Annotated in this window: 15 protein-coding genes and 2 pseudogenes; 8 read left to right on the top strand and 9 right to left on the bottom strand. The window is 72.9% G+C overall.

Features of this window, described 5'->3' with window-relative positions; genetic code table 11:
* Window positions 1-62 precede the first annotated feature (62 nt).
* Window positions 63-1,292 carry an MFS transporter gene (locus tag ACQP1P_RS43025; protein ID WP_433080406.1) on the top strand — a complete coding sequence of 410 codons (1,230 nt, stop codon included), beginning with the start codon at window positions 63-65 and terminating at the stop codon, window positions 1,290-1,292.
* On the opposite strand, the gene ACQP1P_RS43020 is transcribed toward ACQP1P_RS43025, so the two are convergent.
* The 5 genes from ACQP1P_RS43020 to ACQP1P_RS43000 are packed head-to-tail and all read right to left on the bottom strand — an operon-like array spanning window position 1,259 to window position 6,435.
* The gene (locus tag ACQP1P_RS43020; RefSeq protein WP_433080404.1) at window positions 1,259-2,605 is read right to left on the bottom strand and encodes a DUF58 domain-containing protein; all 1,347 of its coding nucleotides are present in this window, start codon (window positions 2,603-2,605) and stop codon (window positions 1,259-1,261) included. The two genes, ACQP1P_RS43025 and ACQP1P_RS43020, sit on opposite strands and share 34 nt — an antisense overlap.
* On the bottom strand, window positions 2,602-3,600 hold the full coding sequence (locus ACQP1P_RS43015; RefSeq protein WP_433080402.1) for an AAA family ATPase: 999 nt from the start codon (window positions 3,598-3,600) through the stop codon (window positions 2,602-2,604). Before ACQP1P_RS43015 ends, ACQP1P_RS43020 begins: the two co-directional genes overlap by 4 nt.
* Window positions 3,597-5,015 carry a DUF4350 domain-containing protein gene (locus ACQP1P_RS43010; protein WP_433080400.1) on the bottom strand — a complete coding sequence of 473 codons (1,419 nt, stop codon included), beginning with the start codon at window positions 5,013-5,015 and terminating at the stop codon, window positions 3,597-3,599. Before ACQP1P_RS43010 ends, ACQP1P_RS43015 begins: the two co-directional genes overlap by 4 nt.
* A complete protein-coding gene (locus ACQP1P_RS43005) occupies window positions 5,012-5,581 on the bottom strand; it encodes a DUF4129 domain-containing protein (protein WP_433080398.1) in 570 nt (189 codons plus the stop codon). The genes ACQP1P_RS43010 and ACQP1P_RS43005 overlap by 4 nt, the downstream gene beginning before the upstream one ends.
* The gene (locus tag ACQP1P_RS43000) at window positions 5,578-6,435 is read right to left on the bottom strand and encodes a hypothetical protein (protein WP_433080396.1); all 858 of its coding nucleotides are present in this window, start codon (window positions 6,433-6,435) and stop codon (window positions 5,578-5,580) included. The genes ACQP1P_RS43005 and ACQP1P_RS43000 overlap by 4 nt, the downstream gene beginning before the upstream one ends.
* 140 nt (window positions 6,436-6,575) lie before the next feature.
* Here ACQP1P_RS43000 and mtrA point away from each other — a divergent pair, with 140 nt between their 5' ends.
* The 5 genes from mtrA to hpf all read left to right on the top strand — a co-directional run bounded on the left by mtrA (window position 6,576) and on the right by hpf (window position 13,028).
* Window positions 6,576-7,265 (top strand): MtrAB system response regulator MtrA, encoded by a 690-nt coding sequence (mtrA, locus tag ACQP1P_RS42995; RefSeq protein WP_223098678.1) that lies wholly within the window; start codon window positions 6,576-6,578, stop codon window positions 7,263-7,265.
* Between the two features lie 76 nt (window positions 7,266-7,341).
* A complete protein-coding gene (gene mtrB / locus ACQP1P_RS42990) occupies window positions 7,342-8,940 on the top strand; it encodes an MtrAB system histidine kinase MtrB (RefSeq protein WP_433090368.1) in 1,599 nt (532 codons plus the stop codon).
* A complete protein-coding gene (locus ACQP1P_RS42985) occupies window positions 8,937-10,871 on the top strand; it encodes an LpqB family beta-propeller domain-containing protein (RefSeq protein ID WP_433080394.1) in 1,935 nt (644 codons plus the stop codon). The genes mtrB and ACQP1P_RS42985 overlap by 4 nt, the downstream gene beginning before the upstream one ends.
* A 241-nt stretch (window positions 10,872-11,112) precedes the next feature.
* Entirely contained in the window at window positions 11,113-11,943 is an 831-nt protein-coding gene (locus tag ACQP1P_RS42980) for a ComF family protein (RefSeq protein ID WP_433080392.1), read from the top strand.
* A 437-nt stretch (window positions 11,944-12,380) separates the two neighbouring features.
* On the top strand, window positions 12,381-13,028 hold the full coding sequence (gene hpf, locus ACQP1P_RS42975; RefSeq protein WP_433080390.1) for a ribosome hibernation-promoting factor, HPF/YfiA family: 648 nt from the start codon (window positions 12,381-12,383) through the stop codon (window positions 13,026-13,028).
* 317 nt (window positions 13,029-13,345) lie between these two features.
* Here hpf and ACQP1P_RS42970 read toward each other — a convergent pair whose 3' ends face one another.
* From ACQP1P_RS42970 to ACQP1P_RS42960, 3 genes are read right to left on the bottom strand one after another with little or no spacing between them, the layout of a single operon-like run.
* Entirely contained in the window at window positions 13,346-14,524 is a 1,179-nt protein-coding gene (locus ACQP1P_RS42970; protein ID WP_433080388.1) for a glycerophosphodiester phosphodiesterase, read from the bottom strand.
* A 41-nt stretch (window positions 14,525-14,565) separates the two neighbouring features.
* On the bottom strand, window positions 14,566-15,618 hold the full coding sequence (locus tag ACQP1P_RS42965) for a GNAT family N-acetyltransferase (RefSeq protein WP_433080386.1): 1,053 nt from the start codon (window positions 15,616-15,618) through the stop codon (window positions 14,566-14,568).
* Window positions 15,615-16,763, bottom strand: coding sequence for a GNAT family N-acetyltransferase (locus ACQP1P_RS42960; RefSeq protein WP_433080384.1), 1,149 nt, complete (start codon window positions 16,761-16,763; stop codon window positions 15,615-15,617). Before ACQP1P_RS42960 ends, ACQP1P_RS42965 begins: the two co-directional genes overlap by 4 nt.
* Window positions 16,764-16,934: 171 nt before the next feature.
* Between ACQP1P_RS42960 and secA the strand changes: the two are divergent.
* Both secA and ACQP1P_RS42950 read left to right on the top strand, forming a co-directional pair.
* A pseudogene (gene secA / locus ACQP1P_RS42955) lies at window positions 16,935-19,605 on the top strand (preprotein translocase subunit SecA); the annotation flags it as partial.
* Window positions 19,606-19,733: 128 nt separating this feature from the next.
* Window positions 19,734-19,871, top strand: a pseudogene (locus tag ACQP1P_RS42950) (SEC-C metal-binding domain-containing protein); the annotation flags it as partial.
* A gap of 1,286 nt (window positions 19,872-21,157) precedes the next feature.
* Here ACQP1P_RS42950 and ACQP1P_RS42945 read toward each other — a convergent pair.
* Window positions 21,158-21,523: an Rv3235 family protein gene (locus ACQP1P_RS42945; protein WP_433080382.1), complete on the bottom strand. Its 366-nt coding sequence runs from the start codon at window positions 21,521-21,523 to the stop codon at window positions 21,158-21,160.
* Window positions 21,524-22,079 lie beyond the last annotated feature (556 nt).

The following is a 22,079-nucleotide window of genomic DNA, read 5'->3' as shown; positions in this document are numbered from 1 at the left end:
TGTGGCGCCCCGGCGGGCGCGTTGTTTGATCGCGGCGGGCCCGGCCTGCTGAGATCGGCGGCGTGGCTCGACGGGATCTGGGTGCGCGGTTCGGCTGGCTGTGGGCGGCGTACGCGGTCAGCGCGTACGGCTCCGGACTCGGCTTCGGCGCCCTCCCGCTCATCGCGGTCCTCGCGCTGGACGCCGGCCCGGGGCAGGTGGCCGCGCTCTCGGCGATGGGTCCGGCGGTCGGCGCGCTGATCGCGCTCCCGCTCGGACCGTGGGTCGAGTTCCGGCGCAAGCGGCCGGTGATGATCGCCATGGACGTGGCCCGGTTCGCCGCGATGATGACCATTCCGGTCGCGTACGCCATCGGGATCCTCGGCTTCGTCCAGCTGCTCGTGGTCTCGGCGGTCGTCGCGGCGGCCAAGATCGCGTTCAACGCGGCGAGCGGCGCCTACCTCAAGCGGGTGGTCGAGCCCGCGGACCTGCTCGTGGCCAACGCCCGGTTCGAGTCGACGAACTGGAGCTCCATCGCGGTCGGGCCCCCGCTCGGCGGCGCCGCGGTCGGGCTGTTCGGGCCGGTCGCGAGCGTCGTCGCGGACGCGGTGAGTTACCTGCTGTCGGCGCTGGGGATCGCCGCGATCCGCGACCGCGAGGAGTGCCCCGCCCCCGCCGTCCGCCGGACCCGGCTCGGCGAGCTGCTGGAGGGGTGGCGGTTGCTGTTCGGCCATCCCGGGCTGCGTCGGCTGTACGCCAACCAGGTGCTCGTGAGCGGCCTGATCATGGCGACCGAGCCGCTGCTGGCCGTGCTCCTGCTGCGCGAGCTCGGGTTTCCGCCGTGGCAGTACGGGCTCGCCTTCGCAGCCCCCTGCCTCGGCGGGCTGCTCGGCTCGCGCCTGGCGCCGCGGGTCGTGGCCCGCTGGGGCCGGCGGCGCGTCGTGCGCGTGGTCGGCACCCTACGCGTGGTCTGGCTGGTCGGCCTCGCCTTCGTCCGGCCCGGGCCGCTCGGGCTCGCGATCGTGATCGCCGTCGAGCTCGCGATCATCGTGAGCATGAGCCTGTTCAACCCGGTCCTGGCCGCGTACCGGCTCGAGGAGATCCCGAAGGAGCGCGTCGCCCGCGCCCTGTCGGCCTGGTCGATCGGCAGCGGCCTGTCCATCGCGGTGCTGAGCGCGCTCGGCGGCGTGCTCGCCGACCTCACCGGCCCGCGCACGGCGCTGCTGGTCGCGGGCCTGCTGATCCTCGCCACCCCGGCGCTGCTGCCGCGGCTTTCGGATCAGAGCCGGCCGGTGGCCTTGAGCGCGAGGTAGTGGTCGGTCAGCCGGGAGGCGAACTCGTCCGCGGGGGCGTCCACGACCTCGACGCCGTGGCGGCGCAGTGCGGCGGCGACCCGGTCGCGCTCGGCGAGGGCGCGCTGGGCGGCGGCCGCGGCGTACACGTCGGCCGGGGTGGCGTCGGGCATCACGCGCGCCATGCGGATCAGCTCCGGGTCGTGCACGGCGGCGACGATCACCTTGTGCCGGGCGGCGAGCTGGGGCAGCACGGGCAGCAGCCCCTCGCCGAGCGCGCCGGGCTCCAGGGCGGTGAACAGCACGACCAGGGCCCGCTTGCGCTCGCGGCGCAGCACCTCGCCCGCGACCAGGCCGAAGTCGGTCTCCACCAGCGCCGGCTCGAGCGGGGCCATGGTCGTGACCAGGCGGAACAGCAGCGTGCGCTTGTCGACGTCGGTGACCGACGCGCGCACGGCGGTGTCCACGGCCAGCAGGTCGACGCGGTCGTCCGCGCGGGCGGCCACGGACGCGAGCAGGAGGGCGGCGTCCATGGCCGCGTCCAGGCGGGGCTCGTCGCCGATGCGGGCGGCGGAGGTACGGCCGGTGTCGAGCACGCACACCAGGCGCCGGTCGCGCTCGGGCCGCCAGGTGCGCACCACGACGTCGGAGCGCCGGGCGCTGCCCCGCCAGTCGATCGAGCGCACGTCGTCGCCGACCACGTATTCGCGCAGCGTGTCGAACTCGGTGCCCTGGCCGCGGCCCCGGGTCACCACCGAGCCGTCCAGCACGCGCAGGCGCGAGAGCTTCTCCGGCAGCAGGCGGCGGCTGTGGAAGCGCGGGTACACCCGCAACCGCCACGCCGGCGTGAGGCGGTCCGCGGTCCGCCGGCTCGTCTGGCGGTACATCAGCCCGAGCGGCCCCACCGAGCGCACCAGCACGCGCACGGCCGGGCGGTCGCCGCGCCGTGTCGGGGTGAGCGTCGTGGCCACGGCGACCGCGCGGCCCGGCTCGATCCGCACGTCGTGCATCGTGGGCGCGGCGCCCGCGGACGGCACCCAGGCGTCGCGCACCCGGCCGGTGAGGACCCGGTCGGAGCGGTTCTGCAGCAGCAGGCTCACCTGGCCGGACTCGCCCAGCCAGAGCGACTGGTCGCCGGTGCGGCTCATCCGCAGCAGCTTCGGCGACGCGGCGTTGTGCCAGTCCAGCGCGCACGCGCCGGCGACGGCGAGCACGAACACCCCGGCCGCGGCCCACAGCCCGGCGGCCGGGATGGCGTCGCCCGCGACGACGCCGGCGAGCGCCAGGATCACGGCCCCGCCGCCGAGCAGCGCCGCCGCCCGCCAGGTGATCATCGCGGGGTCGGCACGGTGGCCAGCACCGACTCGAGCACGTTGTCCGTGGTGACGCCCTCGAGCTCGGCCTCGGCCCGCAGGCGCACACGGTGGCGCAGCGTCGGGCGGGCCAGGGCCTTCACGTCGTCCGGGGTCACGTAGTCGCGCCCGGTGAGCCAGGCCCACGCCTTGGACGCGGCCAGCAGGGCGGTCGCCCCGCGCGGGGAGGCGCCCAGCTCCAGCGACGGCGAGGTGCGGGTCGCGCGGCAGAGATCGACGATGTACGCCAGCACGCCGTCGGCCACCTGCACCCGCTGCACCGCCGCCCGCCCGAGGGCCAGGTCGGCCGCGGTGGCCACCGACTGCACGCCGGCGTCGCGCAGCTTGCGCGGGTCGAAGCCGCGGTGGTGCGCCCGCAGCACGCCCAGCTCCTCGTCGCGGGTCGGCAGCGGGACCGTGAGCTTGAGCAGGAACCGGTCGAGCTGGGCCTCCGGCAGCGGGTAGGTGCCCTCGTACTCGATCGGGTTCTGCGTCGCGGCGACCAGGAACGGGTCGGGCAGCGGGCGCGCGGTGCCCTCGACCGACACCTGCCGCTCCTCCATGACCTCCAGCAGCGACGCCTGCGTCTTCGGCGGGGTCCGGTTGATCTCGTCGGCGAGCAGCAGGTTGGTGAAGACCGGCCCCTCGCGGAACTGGAACTCCGCGGTGCGGGCGTCGAAGATCAGCGAGCCGGTGACGTCGCCGGGCATCAGGTCGGGGGTGAACTGCACCCGCTTCGAGTCGAGGTCCAGCGCCGCCGCGATGGTGCGGATGAGCAGCGTCTTGGCGACGCCAGGCACGCCCTCCAGCAGCACGTGGCCGCGGGCGAGCAGCGCGATGACCATGCCGGTCACGACCGCGTCCTGCCCGACGACGACCTTGGCCACCTCGGCGCGCAGGCGCCCGAGCGCGGCCCGGGCCTGCTGCGCGCCGGCCTCCGGCGCGCCTTCGATCAGCGGGGTGGCGATGTCGGTCACCGTGGCTCTCCTTCGAATGGGGCGGCCGGGGCCGGCTGCGTCCCGGGTTGTTCGGTCGTGACGGCGTTGACCAGCTGCTCGAGGCGCAGCGCCGCGTTGACCAGCTCGTCGTCGGTGTCGGGCGGCGGCCCGAAGAGCGTGTGCTCGACCGCGGGCGGCGGCCAGGCGCTGCTCGCCGCGACCGCCGCGACCAGGACCGGCCGCTCGACGTCGGGCGCGAGGCGCAGCAGCCGGATCAGCCGGACCACGGCGGCGTCGCGCAGCACCTGCAGCGACTCGGCGCGGGCCTTCGCGCGCTGGTAGAGCCGGCCCCGGCCGATCGCGGTCTCGCTGGAGCGCACGACCACCGGCAGCGGCTCGACCACGGGCGCGCCGAGCCGCCGGGCCATCGCCACCGCGAGCGCGACGACGCCGAGCACGACGAGGGCGGTCGCGACGTACGTCCACGGCGGGAACGCGCTCCAGAGCGGGTTGGGCGGCTCCTGCGGCGGCTTCGGGTCCTCGTTCTTCGAGCCGGCCTGGCCGGTGGGCTGGTTCCCGGTGGCGCGCCGGCCCGGCTGCGGGAAGTCGCGGTCCGCCGGGTCGGCCGAATTGGACGGGTCGACGGGGCGCAGCGACGGCGGCGCGCCCGGGGCGCCCGCGAGCGCGGGGTCGTTCGTGATGCCGGGCGGGGGCTCGCGCCGGTGCAGGTCCAGCCAGATGAGCCGGGGTGCGGCGGTGAGCAGGCCGGTGGCGAGCGCCGCGTTGCCGTGCTCGCCGATGCGGTCGTTGCGGAACACGTCCGCCGAGCCCACGACGGTCACGGTGACGGCGGCGCGCTCGTACACCACCAGCGAGTCGGCGTAGCAGCGCGCGACCTCGCGCCCGAGGTCCTCGTCCAGCGAGCCGTAGCGGGTGCGCACCACGGCCGCGGTCCCGGCCTTGGCCGCGGGCGCGTAGGAGCAGCCGGGCGCGGCGGTCTTGGCGATGTAGTTGCGGCTCGTGCCCCGCATCGGCAGCAGCCCGTCGACGATCGCGCTCGCGTTCGGCTCGACGATCACCACGCGGGTCGAGGACGGGAGGACCTTGAGCATGCGCAGGTAGTACTTCTGCATCAGCTGCGGCGTGGTGATCAGCAGCGTGGCGTTGCCGGCCGAGGCGGCGACGAGCGCGTCGGAGCTCTTCCGCTCGACGGCGACCTCGACGCCCGCCCGGCGCACCCGCTCGGCGAGGTCGGCCGACCCGATGCCGGCCCGGCTGGTGGGGGAGAGGAACGCGGGGTCGTCGTCGCTCGGCTCGCCCGCCTGGTAGACGAGCATCCCCACGAGCACGAGCAGCAGCACGGCCGCCGGGGGCACGACGAGCCGCAGCCATCGCCAGTCGCGCGGCTTTTTCGGTCTCCCCGTCGTCGCGGGCCGCGTTGCCGTCGTGGTCATCGGCCGACCTCCGCGGCGAGTTCCCGCATGCGGCTGTCGTGCTCGGCGGTGGCGGGGCGCTCGCCGTACCAGATGTCGGAGAAGATGCCCGACGCGCTGCGCATCGGCGCCTCGACCGCCGGGCGGGCCGCGCCGGCCGCGCGGGCCAGCTCGGTGACGGTCATCCCCGGCGCGTGCTCGAGGACCTGGCGCTCGACGAGGCCGCGAACCATCGCGCGGAGCCGCTCGCGGACGGCCTCGGCGTAGCGTCCCTCGGCGGCGAGCCGGTCGGCCAGGGAGGCGAACACGTGCGCGGGCAGCTCGGGGACCTCCTCGCCGTCGGACGGCTCCGCCTCGGGCTCGGGCTCCTCGTCCGCGCCGAGGTCGACGTCGAGCTGCTCGCTGTCCTGCTTGGCCTTGCGCTGGCGGCGCAGGCGCAGGCGCGGGAAGCGGCGGGGGATCCACCTGGGGTAGAAGTAGTACAGCAGGCCGAACGCGAGCGCGGCGGCGATCAGCAGCAGCGTCGCCAGCGGCACGCCGATCAGGTCGTCGACGGCCTGCAGGAAGCCGGCCCACGCCCGGGTCATCGGACCGCCGCCCCGAGGATGACCGATCCCGCCAGGTCGATCGGGCGGTTGAGGCGGCGCAGGCGCCCGATCGCCACGTCGAGCCCCTCGACCCGCATCCGGATCTCCAGGTAGAGCACGGCGTCGACGCACGCGAGCATCGCGTATGCCACCGTGTCGACGACGACCCAGACGGCGAGCATGGCGATCGCGTAGCCGGTGGTGTAGGGCCGCAGCCAGATCTCGAGCAGGGCTCCGCCGCCGAGGCCGAGGGCGATGCGGATGGCCGCCCAGCTGACGTAGCCCCCGACCCGGATGGACATGCCCCGCAACCCGCGCCCGGCGAGCTTGAACGAGCGGCCGATGGCCGCGAACGGCCCGACGCGATCGACCACCAGCGCGGCCGGGGCGAGCCCGAGCAGCCCGTAGAGCAGCGGCCAGGGCAGCATGAGCATGAACGCGGTGACGAAGATCAGGGCGGTGGTCGCCAGCGCGATCACGACCAGCGGCAGCCCGCGGCGGGCCACCTGGCGCAGCAGGTCGCGGCCGCGGGCCCTGCGGCCGAGCAGGCCCGGGCCGGCCGCGGCGCCCGCGAACCCGCCGAGCAGCGCCAGGATCCCGGCCTCCAGCGCCATGGAGACGCAGAACACCATCCAGGACTCGGCCGGGTGGTCGTCGAGGTCGAGCCAGTAGGCGGGCGGCCGCATGTGCCCCCACTCCCGCAGCGGCAAGAGCAGCACCTGCTGGACGGCGCAGAGCACGAAGGCGGTGCCGAGCAGCAGCGGGGCCTGGGCGCGCAGCAGCGACACGGCGGCGTCGAGCAGCTCCCCGAAGGTGAGCGGACGCATCGGTATCACGGCCCGGGACTCCTCCACGCGGGACACCGTAGTCGGCCCGCGCGACTCCGGATGGCCTGATAACCGAGAGTCACGGAATCGACACTACAGGGCACCAAAATTCCAAGATCGGCGATCGGGTTCCCAACTTCGGGCGTCGAGGTGAAATATTGGACCGCATGAGAGCCCGTGTCCTGGTGGTCGACGACGACCCCGCCCTCGCCGAGATGCTCGGCATCGTCCTGCGCAGCGAGGGCTTCCTGCCGTCCTTCGTCGCAGACGGTGAGCGCGCTCTTGCCGCTTTCCGGGACACCCGCCCCGACATCGTGCTGCTCGACCTCATGCTTCCCGGGATGAGCGGGATCGACGTGTGCCGGTCCATCCGGGCCGAGTCGGGCGTGCCGATCGTGATGCTCACCGCCAAGAGCGACACGGTCGACGTGGTGCTGGGCCTGGAGTCGGGTGCCGACGACTACGTGATGAAGCCGTTCAAGCCCAAGGAGCTCGTCGCCCGCATGCGCGCGCGGCTGCGCCGGGGCGAGGACGTGGCGCCGGAGCTGCTGACCATAGGGCCGCCCGGGAACCAGATCACCATCGACGTGCCCGCGCACACCGTGATGCGCGACGGCGAGGAGGTCAAGCTCACCCCGCTCGAGTTCGACCTGCTGGTCGCGCTCGCCCGCAAGCCGCGGCAGGTGTTCACCCGCGAGGTGCTGCTCGAGCAGGTCTGGGGCTACCGCCACGCGGCCGACACGCGCCTGGTCAACGTCCACGTGCAGCGCCTGCGGGCCAAGATCGAGCCGGATCCCGAGAAGCCGGAGATCATCCTGACCGTGCGCGGCGTCGGCTACAAGGCCGGGACCGGCTAGGCCGTCCGTGGTGCGCATCGACCCCATCATCGTGCGAGCCCGCCGTCTGCGACCCCGGCGGCTCGTCCCGCAGGCCATGAGCCGGCGGCTGCGGCGGCTCTGGGCCGTCGCCCGCCGGCAGTGGCGCCGCTCGTTGCAGTTCCGGGTCGTCGGCATCACGCTGTCGCTCTCCGCCGCGCTCGTGCTGGCCTTCAGCTACACGGTCGCGTCGCTGATCAGCAACGGCGTGCTGGACAGCAAGCTCGAGCAGTCCAAGACGATGATCGACAGCGGCGCCGCCTACGCGATGCGCGAGCTCGCGGGCTTCACCCAGCCCGACGACCCCGGCCTGCCGCCGAGCGTGAAGAACGTCGTCACCCAGCTCTACGGGTCGATCAACAACCAGAAGGCCGAGGTCGTCATGCTGCGCCGCAGCGGGCCGCTGGCCGCCTCCTGGCCGCCCACCCGCGACAAGGACGTGATGAACGACCCGCAGGTCAAAGGCCTGCGGTCGCTCGTGGTCGGGTCGAAGGGCGGCACCTACGAGCAGATCGCCACGCTCAACATCGGCGACGGCTCGCAGAAATACCTCGTGATGGGCACCCCCGTCGCGGTGGGGTCAGTGCCGATCGAGCTGTACTACGTGATTCCCCTGGACAACGAGGACGAGCTCGTCCGGTTCACGGGCGCCGTCGTGACCGGGACCGGCATCGCGCTCGTCGCGCTGCTCGCCCTCATCGCGGCCATGATGACCCGGCTCGTCGTCACGCCCGTGCGGGTGGCCGCGCGCACCGCCCAGCGGCTCTCGGCCGGCCTGCTCGATCAGCGCATGGTCGTGCGCGGGGAGGACGATCTGGCGCGGCTCGCCGCCGCGTTCAACCAGATGGCCGCCAACCTCCAGCGCCAGATCGTGCGGCTGGAGGAGATGTCCCGGCTGCAGCGGCGGTTCACCTCCGACGTGTCGCACGAGCTGCGGACGCCGCTGACGACCGTACGGATGGCGGCCGACCTGCTCTTCGCCTCGCGCGACGAGTTCGACCCGGCCGCGGCCCGCAGCGCGGAGCTGTTGCAGGCCGAGCTCGACCGGTTCGAGGGCCTGCTCACCGACCTGCTGGAGATCAGCCGGTTCGACGCCGGGTTCGCCGCGCTGGACGCCGAGCCCACCGACCTGGTCCCCGTCGTGCGGCGGGTCACCGACCAGCTCCTGTCGCTCGCCGAGCGGTGCAAGGTCGAGCTGAAGGTCGTCGTGCCCGACGGTGAGGTCATCGCCGAGGTCGACCCGCGCCGCGTCGAGCGCGTGCTGCGCAACCTCGTCGGCAACGCGGTCGAGCACGGCGAGGGCAAGCCGGTCGTGGTCACCCTGGCCGCCGACAGCTCGGCCGTCGCCGTGACCGTCCGCGACCACGGCGTCGGGCTCAAGCCGGGGGAGGAGAAGCTGGTGTTCAACCGGTTCTGGCGCGCCGACCCCTCGCGCGCCCGGCAGACGGGTGGGACCGGCCTCGGCCTGTCCATCAGCCTCGAGGACGCCCGCCTGCACGGGGGCTGGCTGGAGGCCTGGGGCGCGGCCGGCAAGGGCGCCCAGTTCCGCCTCACGCTGCCGGCCCGCAGCGGGGACCGGCTGGTCTCCTCGCCGCTGCGGCTGGTGCCGGACGACGCCCGCGCCGACGAGGCCGCGCTGATCGGCGAGACCCCGTGACCCGCTCGTTGCGCCCTTTCCCGGCTCCCCGGACCGCCGTGACCGCCCGGCTGCGGCGGGGGCTGGCCATGGTGGCGACGCTCGCCGCGTTCGCCGTGCTCGGCGGCGGGTGCGGGCTGCCGTCGCAGACCGAGCCGAGATACGCGGGCCCGGCGCAGAGCCCGGCCGCGGCCCAGGGCGGCCAGAAGACGCCGCCGAAGCCCACCGACGGGATGACCTCGGAGCAGCTGATCGAGCGGTTCCTGCAGGCGTCGGTCGGGGCCAACCTGGGCGGTGACGGCGGCGAGCCGGACGCCAACCAGGAGGCGCTGATCCGGATGAAGGGGTTCATGGTCACCGCGACGGCCGAGGCCTGGAAGCCGCAGAAATCGGGCGGCGTGGTCATCGTGCGGGACCCGCACATCGAGCCGGTCCCCAACGGCAACGGCCGCGACACCGCCGAGGTGAAGCTGACGCCGCTGGGCGTGCTGAACGAGAGCGGCCAGGTCACCCGCTGGACGAGCGGCACGCTGCCGACGGCGAACTTCTCCACCGTCCTGGTCGGCGGCCAGCGCCGGCTGCAGGACGTGCCGACCGACTACATCTACATGAGCGAGTCGGGCCTGCGGGAGTGGTATACGCAGCAGCCCATCTACTTCTGGAGCAACGGGGGCGACAGCCCGCGGCTGGTGCCGGATCTGCGATACATGCCGAGCTCGCTGTCGCCGGCCAAGCAGGTGGCCGAGACGATGCGGTGGCTGCAGCGCGGCCCGGGACAGCTGCTGTCGCCCGTGGTGAACAAGTGGGCCGACGCGTTCGAGGTCAAGGACAACCCCGTCCTCGAGGACTCCGACGTCAAGGTGAACCTCAGCGGCAAGGCGGCCGGGCAGAGCAAGGAGGACCTGATCCGGCTCGCGCGGCAGATCCGCTGGTCGCTGCCCGACCACAAGCCGGTGAAGCTGGCCATCGAGACCCAGGACTTCGGGGTGGACACGGAGGGGTATGTCGACTACAACCCCGCGGTCGAGGCGGCGACGGTGGATCAGAGCAAGGTCTACGTGATCGTCAACGAGGCCGTGCGCAGCATGACCCTGAGCTCGGGCACGACCGAAAACCCGCTGTTCATGCCCGGCGGTCAGAACAAGGGGGTCGTGTCGGCGGCGATCAACCGGCAGGGCAGCCGGGCGGCGCTCGTGACCAAGTCCCAGACCGGCGGCAAGAGTGAGCAGCACCTGCTCGTCTCCATGCCGGACCAGTCGGTGGGCAGTGCGCCCAAATACGCCGACGTCGGCCTCGCCGCGCCGCGGCTGAGCCGGCCGGCCTGGATCAGCTATCCGGTCAAGCGCCTGATGATCGCCGATGGCAACCAGCTGTGGGTGAGCCGCACGGAGGAGGGCAACAAGGAGTACGACCCCGTGGAGCTCGGCGCGACGTCGAGCGCGGCGATCACGGCCTTCGCGGTGGCGCCCGAGGGCCGGCGCATCGCGTTCATCTCCAACCGCCAGCTCATGGTCGCGCCGCTGCTCTACGACAAGGACGGCAACAAGTTCAGCATCGGCACGGTGCAGCCGGTGACCACGTCGCTCGGCGACAACCAGGCGGTCGGCTGGCTCACGGAGACGACGCTGGCGGTGGGCGGCAAGCCGTCTCCCCGGTCGGTGCACCCGATCGGCGTGGGCAACGACGGCCCGCGGTACAACATCGTGGCCGTCACCATCGACGGGGCGCAGGAGGAGCCGCTGCCGGCCTTCTCGCGCACGACGGACGCGGCGACGGAGGTCACCGAGCTGGTGACGCGCGTGAACCGTCCCGGCTTCCCGCTGGACTACTCGATCGTCTCCGAGGCGAACGGGGTGGCCCAGCGCATGTACTCCACCAGCAACGACCCCATCCCGGTGACGCCCGAGCCGAATCCTCCCGCGCTGGTGACCGCCCCCTTCTTCGCGGACTGAACCGGCCTGTGGCGGGGCTCGGCGTGGTTGGGCGAGTTCGTTGCGGGCCGGAGCGGATCGCGGGCGGGCGGGACGAGGTAGAGCGGACCGGGCGGGACGACGTGGGGCGGACCGGGCGGGACGACGTAGGCCGGACCGGGCCGGACGACGTAGGCCGGACCGGGCGGGACCACGTGGGGCGGACCGGGCGGGACCACGTAGGCCGGACCGGGCGGGATCACGTGGGGCGGACCGGGCGGTGATGCGGGGGCTGCGTGGGCTGGCGGAGTCGCTGCTCGACCTGGTGCTGCCGGCAACGTGCGCGGGGTGCGACGAGCCCTCGGTGCGGGCGTTGTGCGAGCGGTGCCGTTCGGCGATGCAGAGCGCCCGGCCGCAGCGGACCTCGCCGGATCCGTCGCCGGAGGGGATGCCGGTGACCTTCGCGCTCGCGGCGTACGCGGGGTCGGTGCGGCGGGCGATCGTGCAGTACAAGGAGAAGAATCGCCACGAGTTGAGCGGGGTGCTCGGGGCTCAGCTCGGCCGCGTGGTGGATCGGGCCGCGGCCGGTGGGCCGGTCGTCCTCGTGCCCGTCCCCGCCACGGCGGCGGCCGTGCGGCGGCGGCACGGCGATCACATGCTTCGCCTGGCCCGGGCGGCGGCGCGGGGGCGGCCCGGCGTCGCGATCGCGCGGCCGTTGAGGGCGCTGCCTCGGCCCGACGACTCTACGGAGCTCTCGGCCGCCCGGCGCGCGATGGCGGCCCGGCACGCGTTCGCGGTGCGGGCCCGGCCGGCGGCGGCGCTGCGGGCTCTGGTGAACCGGGAGGGCGCCGCCGTCGTACTCCTCGACGACATCGTCACCACCGGCGTGACGCTGGCCGCGGCGGCGGACCGGCTTGCCGCGGCGGGGGTGCGGGTCGACGGGGCGGCCGTGCTCGCCGCTACCCAGCGGGACGGGACCCGGCGTGTCGGCGCCGAACGCGGCGCGGCGCGGCGAGGTGCCGGCTGGGCGACGGGCGAGCGAGGCGACGGCCAAGCGGCGCGGGACCCGATGCTCGGCCCCGCGCGGGGCGGGACGCGGCAGGTTCGGCCGTGAGCCGGGATTCGGGCCGTGGGCCGGGATTCGGGGCCTTCCGGCCTTGCCGAGTGGACTTCGGCGGGCCGGGTGGACGGAACGCGGCACTACGCTACGTCAGCAATGGATCACGTGATTTGGTCGATTTATACCTAATGTTACTTCGCGCGTAGCGTGGGGTAATCCCTCGGGGTGGGTTTCGGGCCGGGAACTGATCGTTCTTTTGAACGGGGGGTGACTAGCGGCTGTCCTCGGTTTAACGTCGAGAGACGACCAATGCTTGCCACGGCGGCGCTCCCGGCGAGCCGCGGCGAGAAGGCCGCGAAGGGAGGACCTGACACCCGCTGTTCGGTCGCGTGCCGCGTGGGCTCAGCCTCTGGGGAGGCGCGTTTCCGGCCGAGTCTTGATACCGAAACCCGAACCCGATGCTTTGGAAGAACCCGTGGGGGAGGTCAGGAGTGGACATCGTCGTCAAGGGCCGCAACGTCGAGGTGCCCGATCACTACCGGCAGCACGTGGCAGACAAGCTGCAGAAGATCGAGCGCTACGACCACAAGCTCATCCGCGTCGACGTCGAGTTGTTTCACGAGCGCAATCCGCGCCAATCCGATCACTGCCAGCGAGTCGAGATCACGTGCTACTCGCGTGGTCCGGTGATCCGAGCGGAGGCCTGCGCCGCCGACTTCTACAGCGCCCTGGACGCCGCGATCAGCAAGCTTGACAGCCGGCTGAGCCGCGCCGCAGATCGGCGGCGAGTGCACCGGGGCCGGCACGCGCCGGTGTCCGTCGCCGCCGCGACCGCGTCACTCGCATTCACGCCACCCGAGCGGCACACCGCGACCGCGCTCGCCACCCGGGCCGAAACACCGGTCCAGGCCGAGCGTACCGAGGGCTTCGAGCTCATCGAGGATGCCGACGACCAGCCGTGGCACATCGTGCGCGAGAAAGAACACCCCGGCGAGCCGATGACCGTGGACGATGCGTTGTTCCACATGGAGTTGCTCGGCCACGACTTCTACCTGTTCAACGACAAGGAATCGGGGCGCCCGAGCGTGGTCTACCGCCGCCGTGCGTACGACTACGGCGTCATGAGCCTCGGCATGTAGCCGGAGCCCCACGCCGAACACCTGTGTCGGGCTCGACGCCGGACCGTCGTCGAGCATCACACCGAGCACGACCGTGCCCCGGCGGGCCCCCGCTGCCCCGGGCGTCCCGCCGGGGCCGGTTGTCCAACCCTGCACCGCCGGCCCGCGGCTTTCGCGGGCCGGCGCTTTTCGTCCGCCCCGGCCGCCGCGCGACGGGCGGCCATGGGCTTGTGGCAGGCCGGAGCGGCTTTTCGCGGGCCGGCGCCGTCGTCCGCGCCGGCCGCCGGCGCGGTGTGCAAGCGGTGTGCGATCCGAGCGCGGCGGCGGGGCCGGGCGGCTCAGCGGGTCGTGGCCTGCGGGCGCAGGTGCAGGTCGCGGGCCAGTGCCGCCGTGTCCGCGTAGTCGGCGAAGAGCCCGTCGAGGCCCGCGGCCAGGAAGACCCCGATCTCCTCGATGACGTTGCCCCAGGCGTTGGGGTCGTCGCCGGTGCGCAGGTTCAGCGGCAGGAACTGGTTCTCGTTGCGAAACGTCCACGCGTGCACCTTCAGGCCGCGCGCGTGCGCGTCGGCGACCAGCGGCGTGGGCGCCAGCAGGTTGCCGGCCGAGTCGCGGGCGACGACGAGGTTCTTCGTGGCGCCGACGCCGTCCGTGAACGCCTTGAGGTAGTCCAGGCCCGCGGGCTTGGCGAGGTCGGCCCAGGTGCGGGGGTCGCCGCTGGTGCGGAAGTCGAAGGGCTGCCCGGTGGCATCGAGCAGTACGACCGATGGGGTGTCCACGAGACCGCGCAGCTTCTTGATGCTCGTCGGCTCGAACGACTGCAGGAACACGGCGGCCGTGCGCCCGGCGAGGCCGTTGCGCTTGAGGACCCGGGCGACCAGCGGCTCCAGCGCGAGGCCGATCGAGTTGAAGTAGGTCGGGTGCTTCGTCTCGGGGTACACGCCGATTGTGCGCCCGACGCGCTTGCTCTCCGCGCGGGCGAGGTCGATGACCTCCTGGAACGTGGGCACCTGGAACAGGCCGTCGTAGATGGTGTTGTGCGGGCGCACCGAGGGCAGCCGCTCGACCGCGCGCAGGGTCTTGAGCTCGGCGAGCGTGAAGTCCTCGGTGAACCAGCCGGTCACCGTCAGGCCGTCGATCGTCTTGGTGGTCTTGCGCGAGGCGAACTGCGGCTTCGTCGAGACGTCCGTGGTGCCGCCGATCTCGTTCTCGTGCCGGGCGACGAGCTGGCCGTCCTTGGTCGGCACGAGGTCGGGCTCGATGTAGTCGGCGCCGAGGTCGATGGCGAGGCGGTAGGAGGCCAGCGTGTGCTCGGGGCGGTGGCCGCTGGCGCCGCGGTGGCCGATGACCAGCGGGTGGGCCGGGCGGTGACGGTCACGGTCGGCCGCGGTGGCCGAGGCGGTGTTCGAAGCGGTGTTCGAGGCCGTGTCGACGGCGTAGGCGGGGCTCACGAGGGCGGCGGGCAGCACGGCCGCACCGGCGGCGGCACCCACCCCGGAAATCACTGCACGACGGCGCATAGATGTTACGAAAGAGGCCGCACGGCAACGTCACGTGACGTTCAGGTGTCCGACGGGCGCACCTTGGCGAACGCGACGTTGTCGATTCGCCCCCCGTCGGGTCCGGGGAGCCGGGCGAGCTGGAGCGCCTCGCGGTGGTACCCGGCCGCCTCCAATACGCGCTGGGAGGCCACGTTGTCCACGGCGGTGCCGGCGACCATGCGGGCCATGCCGATCTCGAAGCCCCAGTCGGTGACCAGGCGGGCGGCCCGCGAGGCGTACCCGTGGCCGCGCGCCTCGGGCGTGAGGCCGTACCCGATCATCGCCTCCCGCAGCGCGGGCTCGGAGTAGAACAGCGCGATCTCGCCGAGGTACTCCTCGTCGGACGCCCGGCGAATGGTGAGCTCGGCCCGCTGCCCGGCGAGCCACTTCGAGGCGGACTCGGCGCATTGGCGCTCGACCACGGCCAGGTCCAGCGGGGCGGCGGCGACGGACCTTCCGCTCACGTCGGGCCGGATCCGCAAGGTGTACGTCGGCTCGGCGTCGGCCGGCACCAGGGGGCGCAGGGTCACCACGCCGTCGGTGAGGCGGCCCCCGGGCAGGTCGGGCAGCGCCCGCGGGCTCGGGCCGGCCGGATCGTCGTCGAGCCGCGCCCAGACCACCATGTCGAACCGCGAGCCGTCCGGCCGCCGCCCGCCCCCGCGCGCGACGCCCTCGCGGACGAAGCCGGCCGCCACCGCGACCCGCTGACTGGCGATGTTCTCGGCCTCGATCTCGAGGTACAGCCGATGGAACTCGCCCTTGAAGAGCTCCTGGCTCAGCCGGCCGAGCGCGGCCGAGGCGACCCCGCGCCCGCGCGCCGCCGGGGTGACCCAGTAACCGACCGAGGCGACGCCGGGGCCGCGCGGGATGAACCCGATGCAGCCGAGCACCTCGCCGGTGGCCCCGTCGATCACCGCGCGCTCGTTGGCGCCGCGCTCGATGAAGCTCAGCGCGTCCGCGTGGGTGTACGGGACCGAGAGCATGGGCAGGTACCGCCGCGTCGTGGGGTCGTCGACGGCGGCGACGATGGCCTCGGCGTCCTCGGGGCGCCACATGCGCAGCTCGACGCTCACGAGAGGTCCCTCGGCAGCAGCGTGGCCACCCAGCCGTCGACGCGCTCGCCGCGCTGGACGCAACTGTCGCGCTGCACGCCCTCCACCTTGAACCCCACCTTCTCCGCCACCCGGCGGGACGCGTCGTTGCCCACGTGCGCGCGCCACACGATACGGCCCAGCGCCAGCCGCTCGAAACCGTATCCGCACGCGGCCCGCACCGCCTCAGTGGTGTAGCCCTTCCCGCGCGCCCAGGGCGCCGCGGAGTACCCGACCTCGGCCGTCACCGGGTCCAGCGCGCTGATGCGCAGGTCGACGGTGCCGGCGAAGCGGTCGTCGCCGTCGGCGAACGCGAAGCCGACGCCGGTGCCGCGCAGCCACATCGCCGGGTACGCGTGGGTGATGAAGTCCAGGCCCTGCTCGGGGCGGTAGTCCAGCGGGATCGAGGTCCACTGCACGGTGCCCGGGTCGCGGAAGGTGGCCACGACGTCGTCCAGGTCGCTCTCGCGCAGGAGGCGCAGCGTGCACGGGCCGGCCGGCAGGCGCCCGGGCGGGTGGCTGAGTGCCCGGGCCCGCCGCGCGCCCGGGCCGCCGGGCGCCACCCAGGCCGGCGGCGTATCGCAGACCTCGCCGGGTAGCAGCACGCCGTGCCAGCCGTCGACGAGGCCGCCCCCGCGGGTGCGCAGCGCGGCCCGCGCGACCCCGTCGAAGGTGAACCCGATCCGCTCGGCGGTGAGCTTGGAGGCGTGGTTGCCCACCTCGGCGCGCCAGGTCAGCCGGCGCAGGCCGAGCACCTCGAACGCCCAGTGCGCGACCGCGCGCCCGGCCCGCTCGGCCACCCGGCGGCCCCGCGCCCACGGCGCCACCCAGGTGCCGAGCTCCCCGTGGCCGCCCGCCTTGTCCAGCACGACCAGCCCGGACGAGGCGAGCAGTTCACCCGAGCGGGCGTCGAAGACCCCCAGCGGGGCGGAGGTCTGGGTCGCCCACGCCGTCCGGGTGACCGCGCCGGTGAAGTCCTCGGCGTGCTCGCGGAGGTAAGGGACGGGCACCATGGTCCAGCGCTGGATGAGCGGGTCCTGGCATGCCTGGTAGACGTCCTCGGCGTCCTCGGGCTGCCAGGCGCGCAGGACGAGCCCGTCACCGGTGGCGAGTTCGATCGGGTCCATGAACGCCGATCCTGCCGTACGTCCGGCGCCCTCAGACGGATATTTCCGCGGTACCTCGGGTGATTTGTCCGGTTTTGGGGGCTACTGTCCGAAGAGTAGCCGGGCGGGGGCGGCAGGTTGGCGAGAAAGCCGCCTACGATGGGTCGCAGACGTTTGAGGGAGCGCTGACCCGTGTCGATTTTCGAGAAGATCCTCCGCGCCGGCGAGGGCCGGATGGTGCGCAGGTTGAAGGCCGTCGCCGACGCCGTCAACTCGCTGGAGGACGAGTATGCCGACCTGACCGACGAAGAGCTCGCCGGCATGACCGAGCAGTTCAAGGAGCGGCTCGCCGACGGTCAGACGCTGGACGACATCCTGCCGGAGGCGTTCGCGGTCGCGCGCGAGGCGGCCTCCCGGGTGCTCGGCCAGCGCCACTACGACGTGCAGATCATGGGCGGCGCGGCCCTGCACTACGGCAACATCGCCGAGATGAAGACCGGTGAGGGCAAGACCCTCACCTGTGTGCTCCCGGCCTACCTCAACGCGCTGTCCGGCAAGGGCGTGCACGTCGTCACCACCAACGACTACCTGGCCCAGCGCGACGCCGAGTGGATGGGGCGGGTCCACCGCTTCCTCGGCCTCACCGTCGGCACGGTGCTGCCCAACCAGCCCTCCAGCGCGCACAAGGCCGCGTACGAGTGCGACATCACCTACGGCACGAACAACGAGTTCGGCTTCGACTACCTGCGCGACAACATGGCCTGGTCGCGCGACGAGCTCGTGCAGCGGGGCCACAACTTCGCGATCGTCGACGAGGTCGACTCGATCCTCATCGACGAGGCCCGCACCCCGCTGATCATCGCCGGCCCGGCCGAGCAGTCCGCCCGGTGGTATCAGGAGTTCGCCCGCGTGGTGAACCGCCTCAAGCGGGGCAAGGAGGGCGAGGCCGACTACGACGTCGACGAGTCGAAGCGGACCATCTCCGTCACCGAGCGCGGCGTCGCCAAGGTCGAGGACCAGCTGGGCATCGACAACCTGTACGAGTCGGTGAACACGCCCCTGGTCGGATACCTCAACAACGCGATCAAGGCCAAGGAGCTCTACAAGCGCGACAAGGACTACGTCGTCAACGAGGGCGAGGTCCTCATCGTCGACGAGTTCACCGGCCGCATCCTGCACGGCCGGCGCTACAACGAGGGCATGCACCAGGCCATCGAGGCCAAAGAGGGCGTCGAGATCAAGCAGGAGAACCAGACCCTCGCCTCGATCACCCTGCAGAACTTCTTCCGCCTTTACTCCAAGCTCTCCGGCATGACCGGAACGGCGCAGACGGAGGCCGCCGAGTTCAACAAGGTGTACAGCGTGGGCGTCGTCTCCATCCCGACGCACCGCTCGATGATCCGCGTGGACCACCCCGACGTGATCTACAAGACGGAGAAGGCGAAGTACAACGCCGTCGTCGAGGACATCGTCGAGCGCCACAGCCTCGGCCAGCCGATCCTCGTCGGCACCGTCTCCGTCGAGAAGTCCGAGCTGCTGTCCCAGCTGCTGCGCCGCAAGGGTGTCCCGCACGCCGTGCTGAACGCGAAGTTCCACGCCAAGGAGGCGGAGATCGTCGCGCAGGCCGGCCGCAAGGGCGCCGTGACGGTCGCGACCAACATGGCCGGCCGTGGCACCGACATCCTCCTCGGCGGCAACGCCGAATACCTCGCCAACGCCGAGCTGCGCCAGCGCGGGATCACCGAGGAGGAGACGCCGGAGGAGTACGAGAAGGCGTTCGCGGAGATCCTGCCCGAGTTCGAGAAGCTGGTCGAGCAGGAGTCCGAGGAGGTCACCGACGCCGGCGGCCTCTACGTGCTCGGCACCGAGCGGCACGAGTCCCGCCGCATCGACAACCAGCTCCGCGGCCGCTCCGGCCGGCAGGGCGACCCCGGCGAGTCGCGCTTCTACCTCTCGCTGCAGGACGAGCTCATGCGCCGCTTCCGCGCCAGCGCGGTCGAGGCGGTCATGGACCGGTTCAACATCCCCGAGGACGTGCCGATCGAGTCGAAGATGGTCACGCGCCAGATCAAGAGCGCGCAGACCCAGATCGAGGCGCAGAACGCGGAGATCCGCAAGAACGTTCTGAAGTACGACGAGGTGCTCAACAAGCAGCGCAAGGTCATCTACGCCGAGCGCAAGCGCGTGCTCGACGGCGAGGACCTCAGCGAGCAGGTCCGCAACATGATCGACGACGTCATCGGCGCCTACGTCGTCGGCGCCACCTCCCTCGGCGAGACCTCGGAGGACTGGGACCTCGAGCAGCTGTGGACCAGCCTCAAGCAGCTCTACCCCGTCGGCGTCACGATCGAGGACCTCGAGGAGGAGGCGGGCGGCCAGCTCGACCCCGAGTTCCTGCGCGTCCAGCTCATCGAGGACGCCCACAGCGCGTACGACCGCCGCGAGGAGGAGCTCGGCGCGGAGGCCGTTCGCGAGCTCGAGCGCCAGGTGCTGCTCAACGTCATCGACCGCAAGTGGCGCGAGCACCTCTACGAGATGGACTACCTGCAGGAGGGCATCACCCTGCGGGCCTACGCGCAGCGCGACCCCGTGGTCGAGTACCAGCGCGAGGGCTTCGACATGTTCCAGCAGATGCAGGAGGGCATCAAGGAGGAGGCGATCGGCTTCCTCTTCAACCTCGAGGTCCACGTCGAGGAGGCGGTGGAGGAGCCCGTGGCCGTCGAGGCGGCGGACGACGAGACTCCCGCCGTGCCCCTGCCGGAGCCGCACGTCGAGATCCGCGCGAAGGGCCTCGGCGGCAACCGCGCGCCGCGCGCCCTGCAGTACTCCGCCCCGGCCATCGACGGCGCGGCCGGCGAGTCCGGGGTCGTCATCGAGCAGGAGCAGGCCCCGGCCCTCGGCCTCGGCACCGGCGCCGGCGGTGCCAACGGCGCCAACGGCTCGGCCGCGGGCCAGCGGCCGTCGCCCTCGGCCCGCCGCTCGGGCCCGCCGGCGCCGAACGCGGGCGCGCGCAAGCCTTCACCGGGCCAGGCGGCGGCGAGCAACGGTCCGTCGCGCAACGCCCCGTGCCCGTGCGGCTCGGGCAAGAAGTACAAGCGCTGCCACGGCGCCCCGGGCGGCCCCGCCTAACCCGGCCCCCTTGCGCTACTGAAACGGGCGCTCCCTGGTTCGCCAGGGAGCGCCCGTTTTCTTGCTCGCCCATGTTTCGGTCGCGACACCTTCGACTGCTGGCGTAGAGCTCTGACCCGGACTCCGACTCGGCCGCTGAGCTCATACTCGTGCGCGAGCTCAGGCTCTCCTGCAGTTTCGGGTGTTCGGCTCTGGCTCGTGCGCGCGCTCGGGTTTTTCAGCGGGTTTCGGGCGCTCGGCTCTTTTGCTTGCGCGGGTTCTGCCGATCGTCCTGTTCGTGGCCGACGCGTACCTCGGCGCGTGGATCGCCGGACAGCCCTGCGACGACGACCCGCCCTGGCTCGAATGCGGCTCAGGCTGCAGCGCGTTCTTGTGCTTGCGCGGGCTCCGGCTCTCGTGCGGTTCTCGCACCGGCTCTGGCTTTGGCACTGTGCCGCGAGTTGCGAATGCGCAGTTTCCGGGCGCTTGGCGTCGTGGTGCTCATCGGGCCGGCCTGGGATTCGCAGCGCTCGCCGGCCGCGTTGGGGCTCATGCGCTGGCCGGGCGGGTTCCGGGTCCGTGGCGCTTGCCGGGCGAGCGCGGAGTTGATGGGTGCTGATCGGGTGAGCGCGGAGTTTGTGGTGCTGACCGGGGCAGGGCTCGGGGTTCGTGGGTGCTGGTCGGGCGGGGTTCGGGGTTCGTGGGTGCTGGTCGGGCGGGTTTGGGGTTCGTCAGTGCTGGCCGAGCGGGAGCGGCGGGTTCGGGCTCGTGGGGTTCGCCGCGCGGGTTGGGGTTCGCCGGGTTCGTCGTGGCGGTGTCTCGCCGGTGTCGAAGGTCAGCTGGGTGCACGAAGGCCCGGCGGGCCGTCGAGCTGTTCATGACGAGTGAAATCGGTCGCTGAAGGGGAGGGCGGCCGCCGCATGAGATCTTGGGGGAAATGCGGCGGCCGCGTCCAGCGCGGTGGTCTTCGGTTGCAGGCGGCCGCCGCGGGCCGGGCCCATACGACCCGCGGCGGCCGCGCCATTGGTGGTGGTTGGAACCCAGTGCACCCGCCGCTTCATCGAGCTACCGAGCACACCGGGGGTACGCGTGGTGGGCGGCGGCCATCGCGCCCCGGCACGATTGGGCGCGATGGCCGCCTTGGAGGGGTCGTCCCGGCCCACCGAATCCGGGACGACCGTCCTCCGGAGCCGCCGCTCGTGTGCTGTCCCTCCCCGGAGCCACGAGCGGCGGGAGCGTTGACGGGGCCGGGCCGCTCGGCCCCGTGATCGGAGCGGCCCGGGCCTCGCCGTCGCGGGTGAGGTGGCTCAGAGGACCTGGACGAGGGTGCAGACCCAGCCGAATACGCCGAAGTTGGGGCGGTTGGTCTTCTCGAAGCGGACGGCCATGGCCCAGCTCGAGGTGCCGTGCTCGAGCACGACCACGCCTTCGGCCACGCCGGCCAAGGGTTCGGCCACGAGCACACGGCGGACGCGGACGAGGGCGCCCTTGCGGGCGGCGTTGCCGGGGTTCATGCGGATGCGTACGGTCCGGCGGAGCACCTGGTCGCTGACGTCCCCGAACTTCTGCGGATGGGCCAGGGGGCGGAGCTGGCTGGGCGGCCGGTAGCCGTTGAGGATCTCCACGCACATGGCGGCGAAGCGCTTGACGGCCTGAAACGAGTCGGATCGCACGGTGGGTTGCGGCGGGACGGCCGGGAGCCTGGGCACGCGCACCGGGGGCCGGGGCGCGGGAGCGGAGCCGGGCGGCCAGTCGAACGGGAGTGGCTCCATCGTGTAGCCGAGGGGGCGCGGCGGCTCGGGCGGCGGATTCACGATCGGCGGGTCCAGCGGCGGGGGCAGGCGCAGGACGACGGCGGGGGCGCCCGGCGTCGGCCTCGCGCTGTTTCGCAGGCCGCGGACCTCGGGGCTTCGGCTCGGCCTGGTGCGCTTATCGCCGGCCCGGCGCCGAGCGGGTGGGGGATCGGCTATTCGTGGGACGGCGCTGAGCGTCGGCCGTCGTTCGTGACCGTCTTCGCGGTCTGCCCCGTCGTGCGGGTCGCGGCCGGATTCGGTGGCTGTTTCGGCGGACTGGGCGTGGCTCGGGACGGCTCGCAAGCCGGCCTTGCGCCGTTGAGCGGCTCCGGCCCGCAGATGGGCGGCATCGTCGCGAGCCGGCCCGTCGTCACGACCAGCGGCACCCGCTCGGACCGCCCCCGTCCCGGGAGGAGCGTCGCTGCCTCGGATCGCG

It is taken from the genome of Dactylosporangium sp. CA-052675, assembly GCF_050947935.1.
Taxonomy (GTDB): Bacteria; Actinomycetota; Actinomycetes; order Mycobacteriales; family Micromonosporaceae; genus Dactylosporangium.
This window is presented reverse-complemented; position numbering and strand designations above follow the sequence as displayed.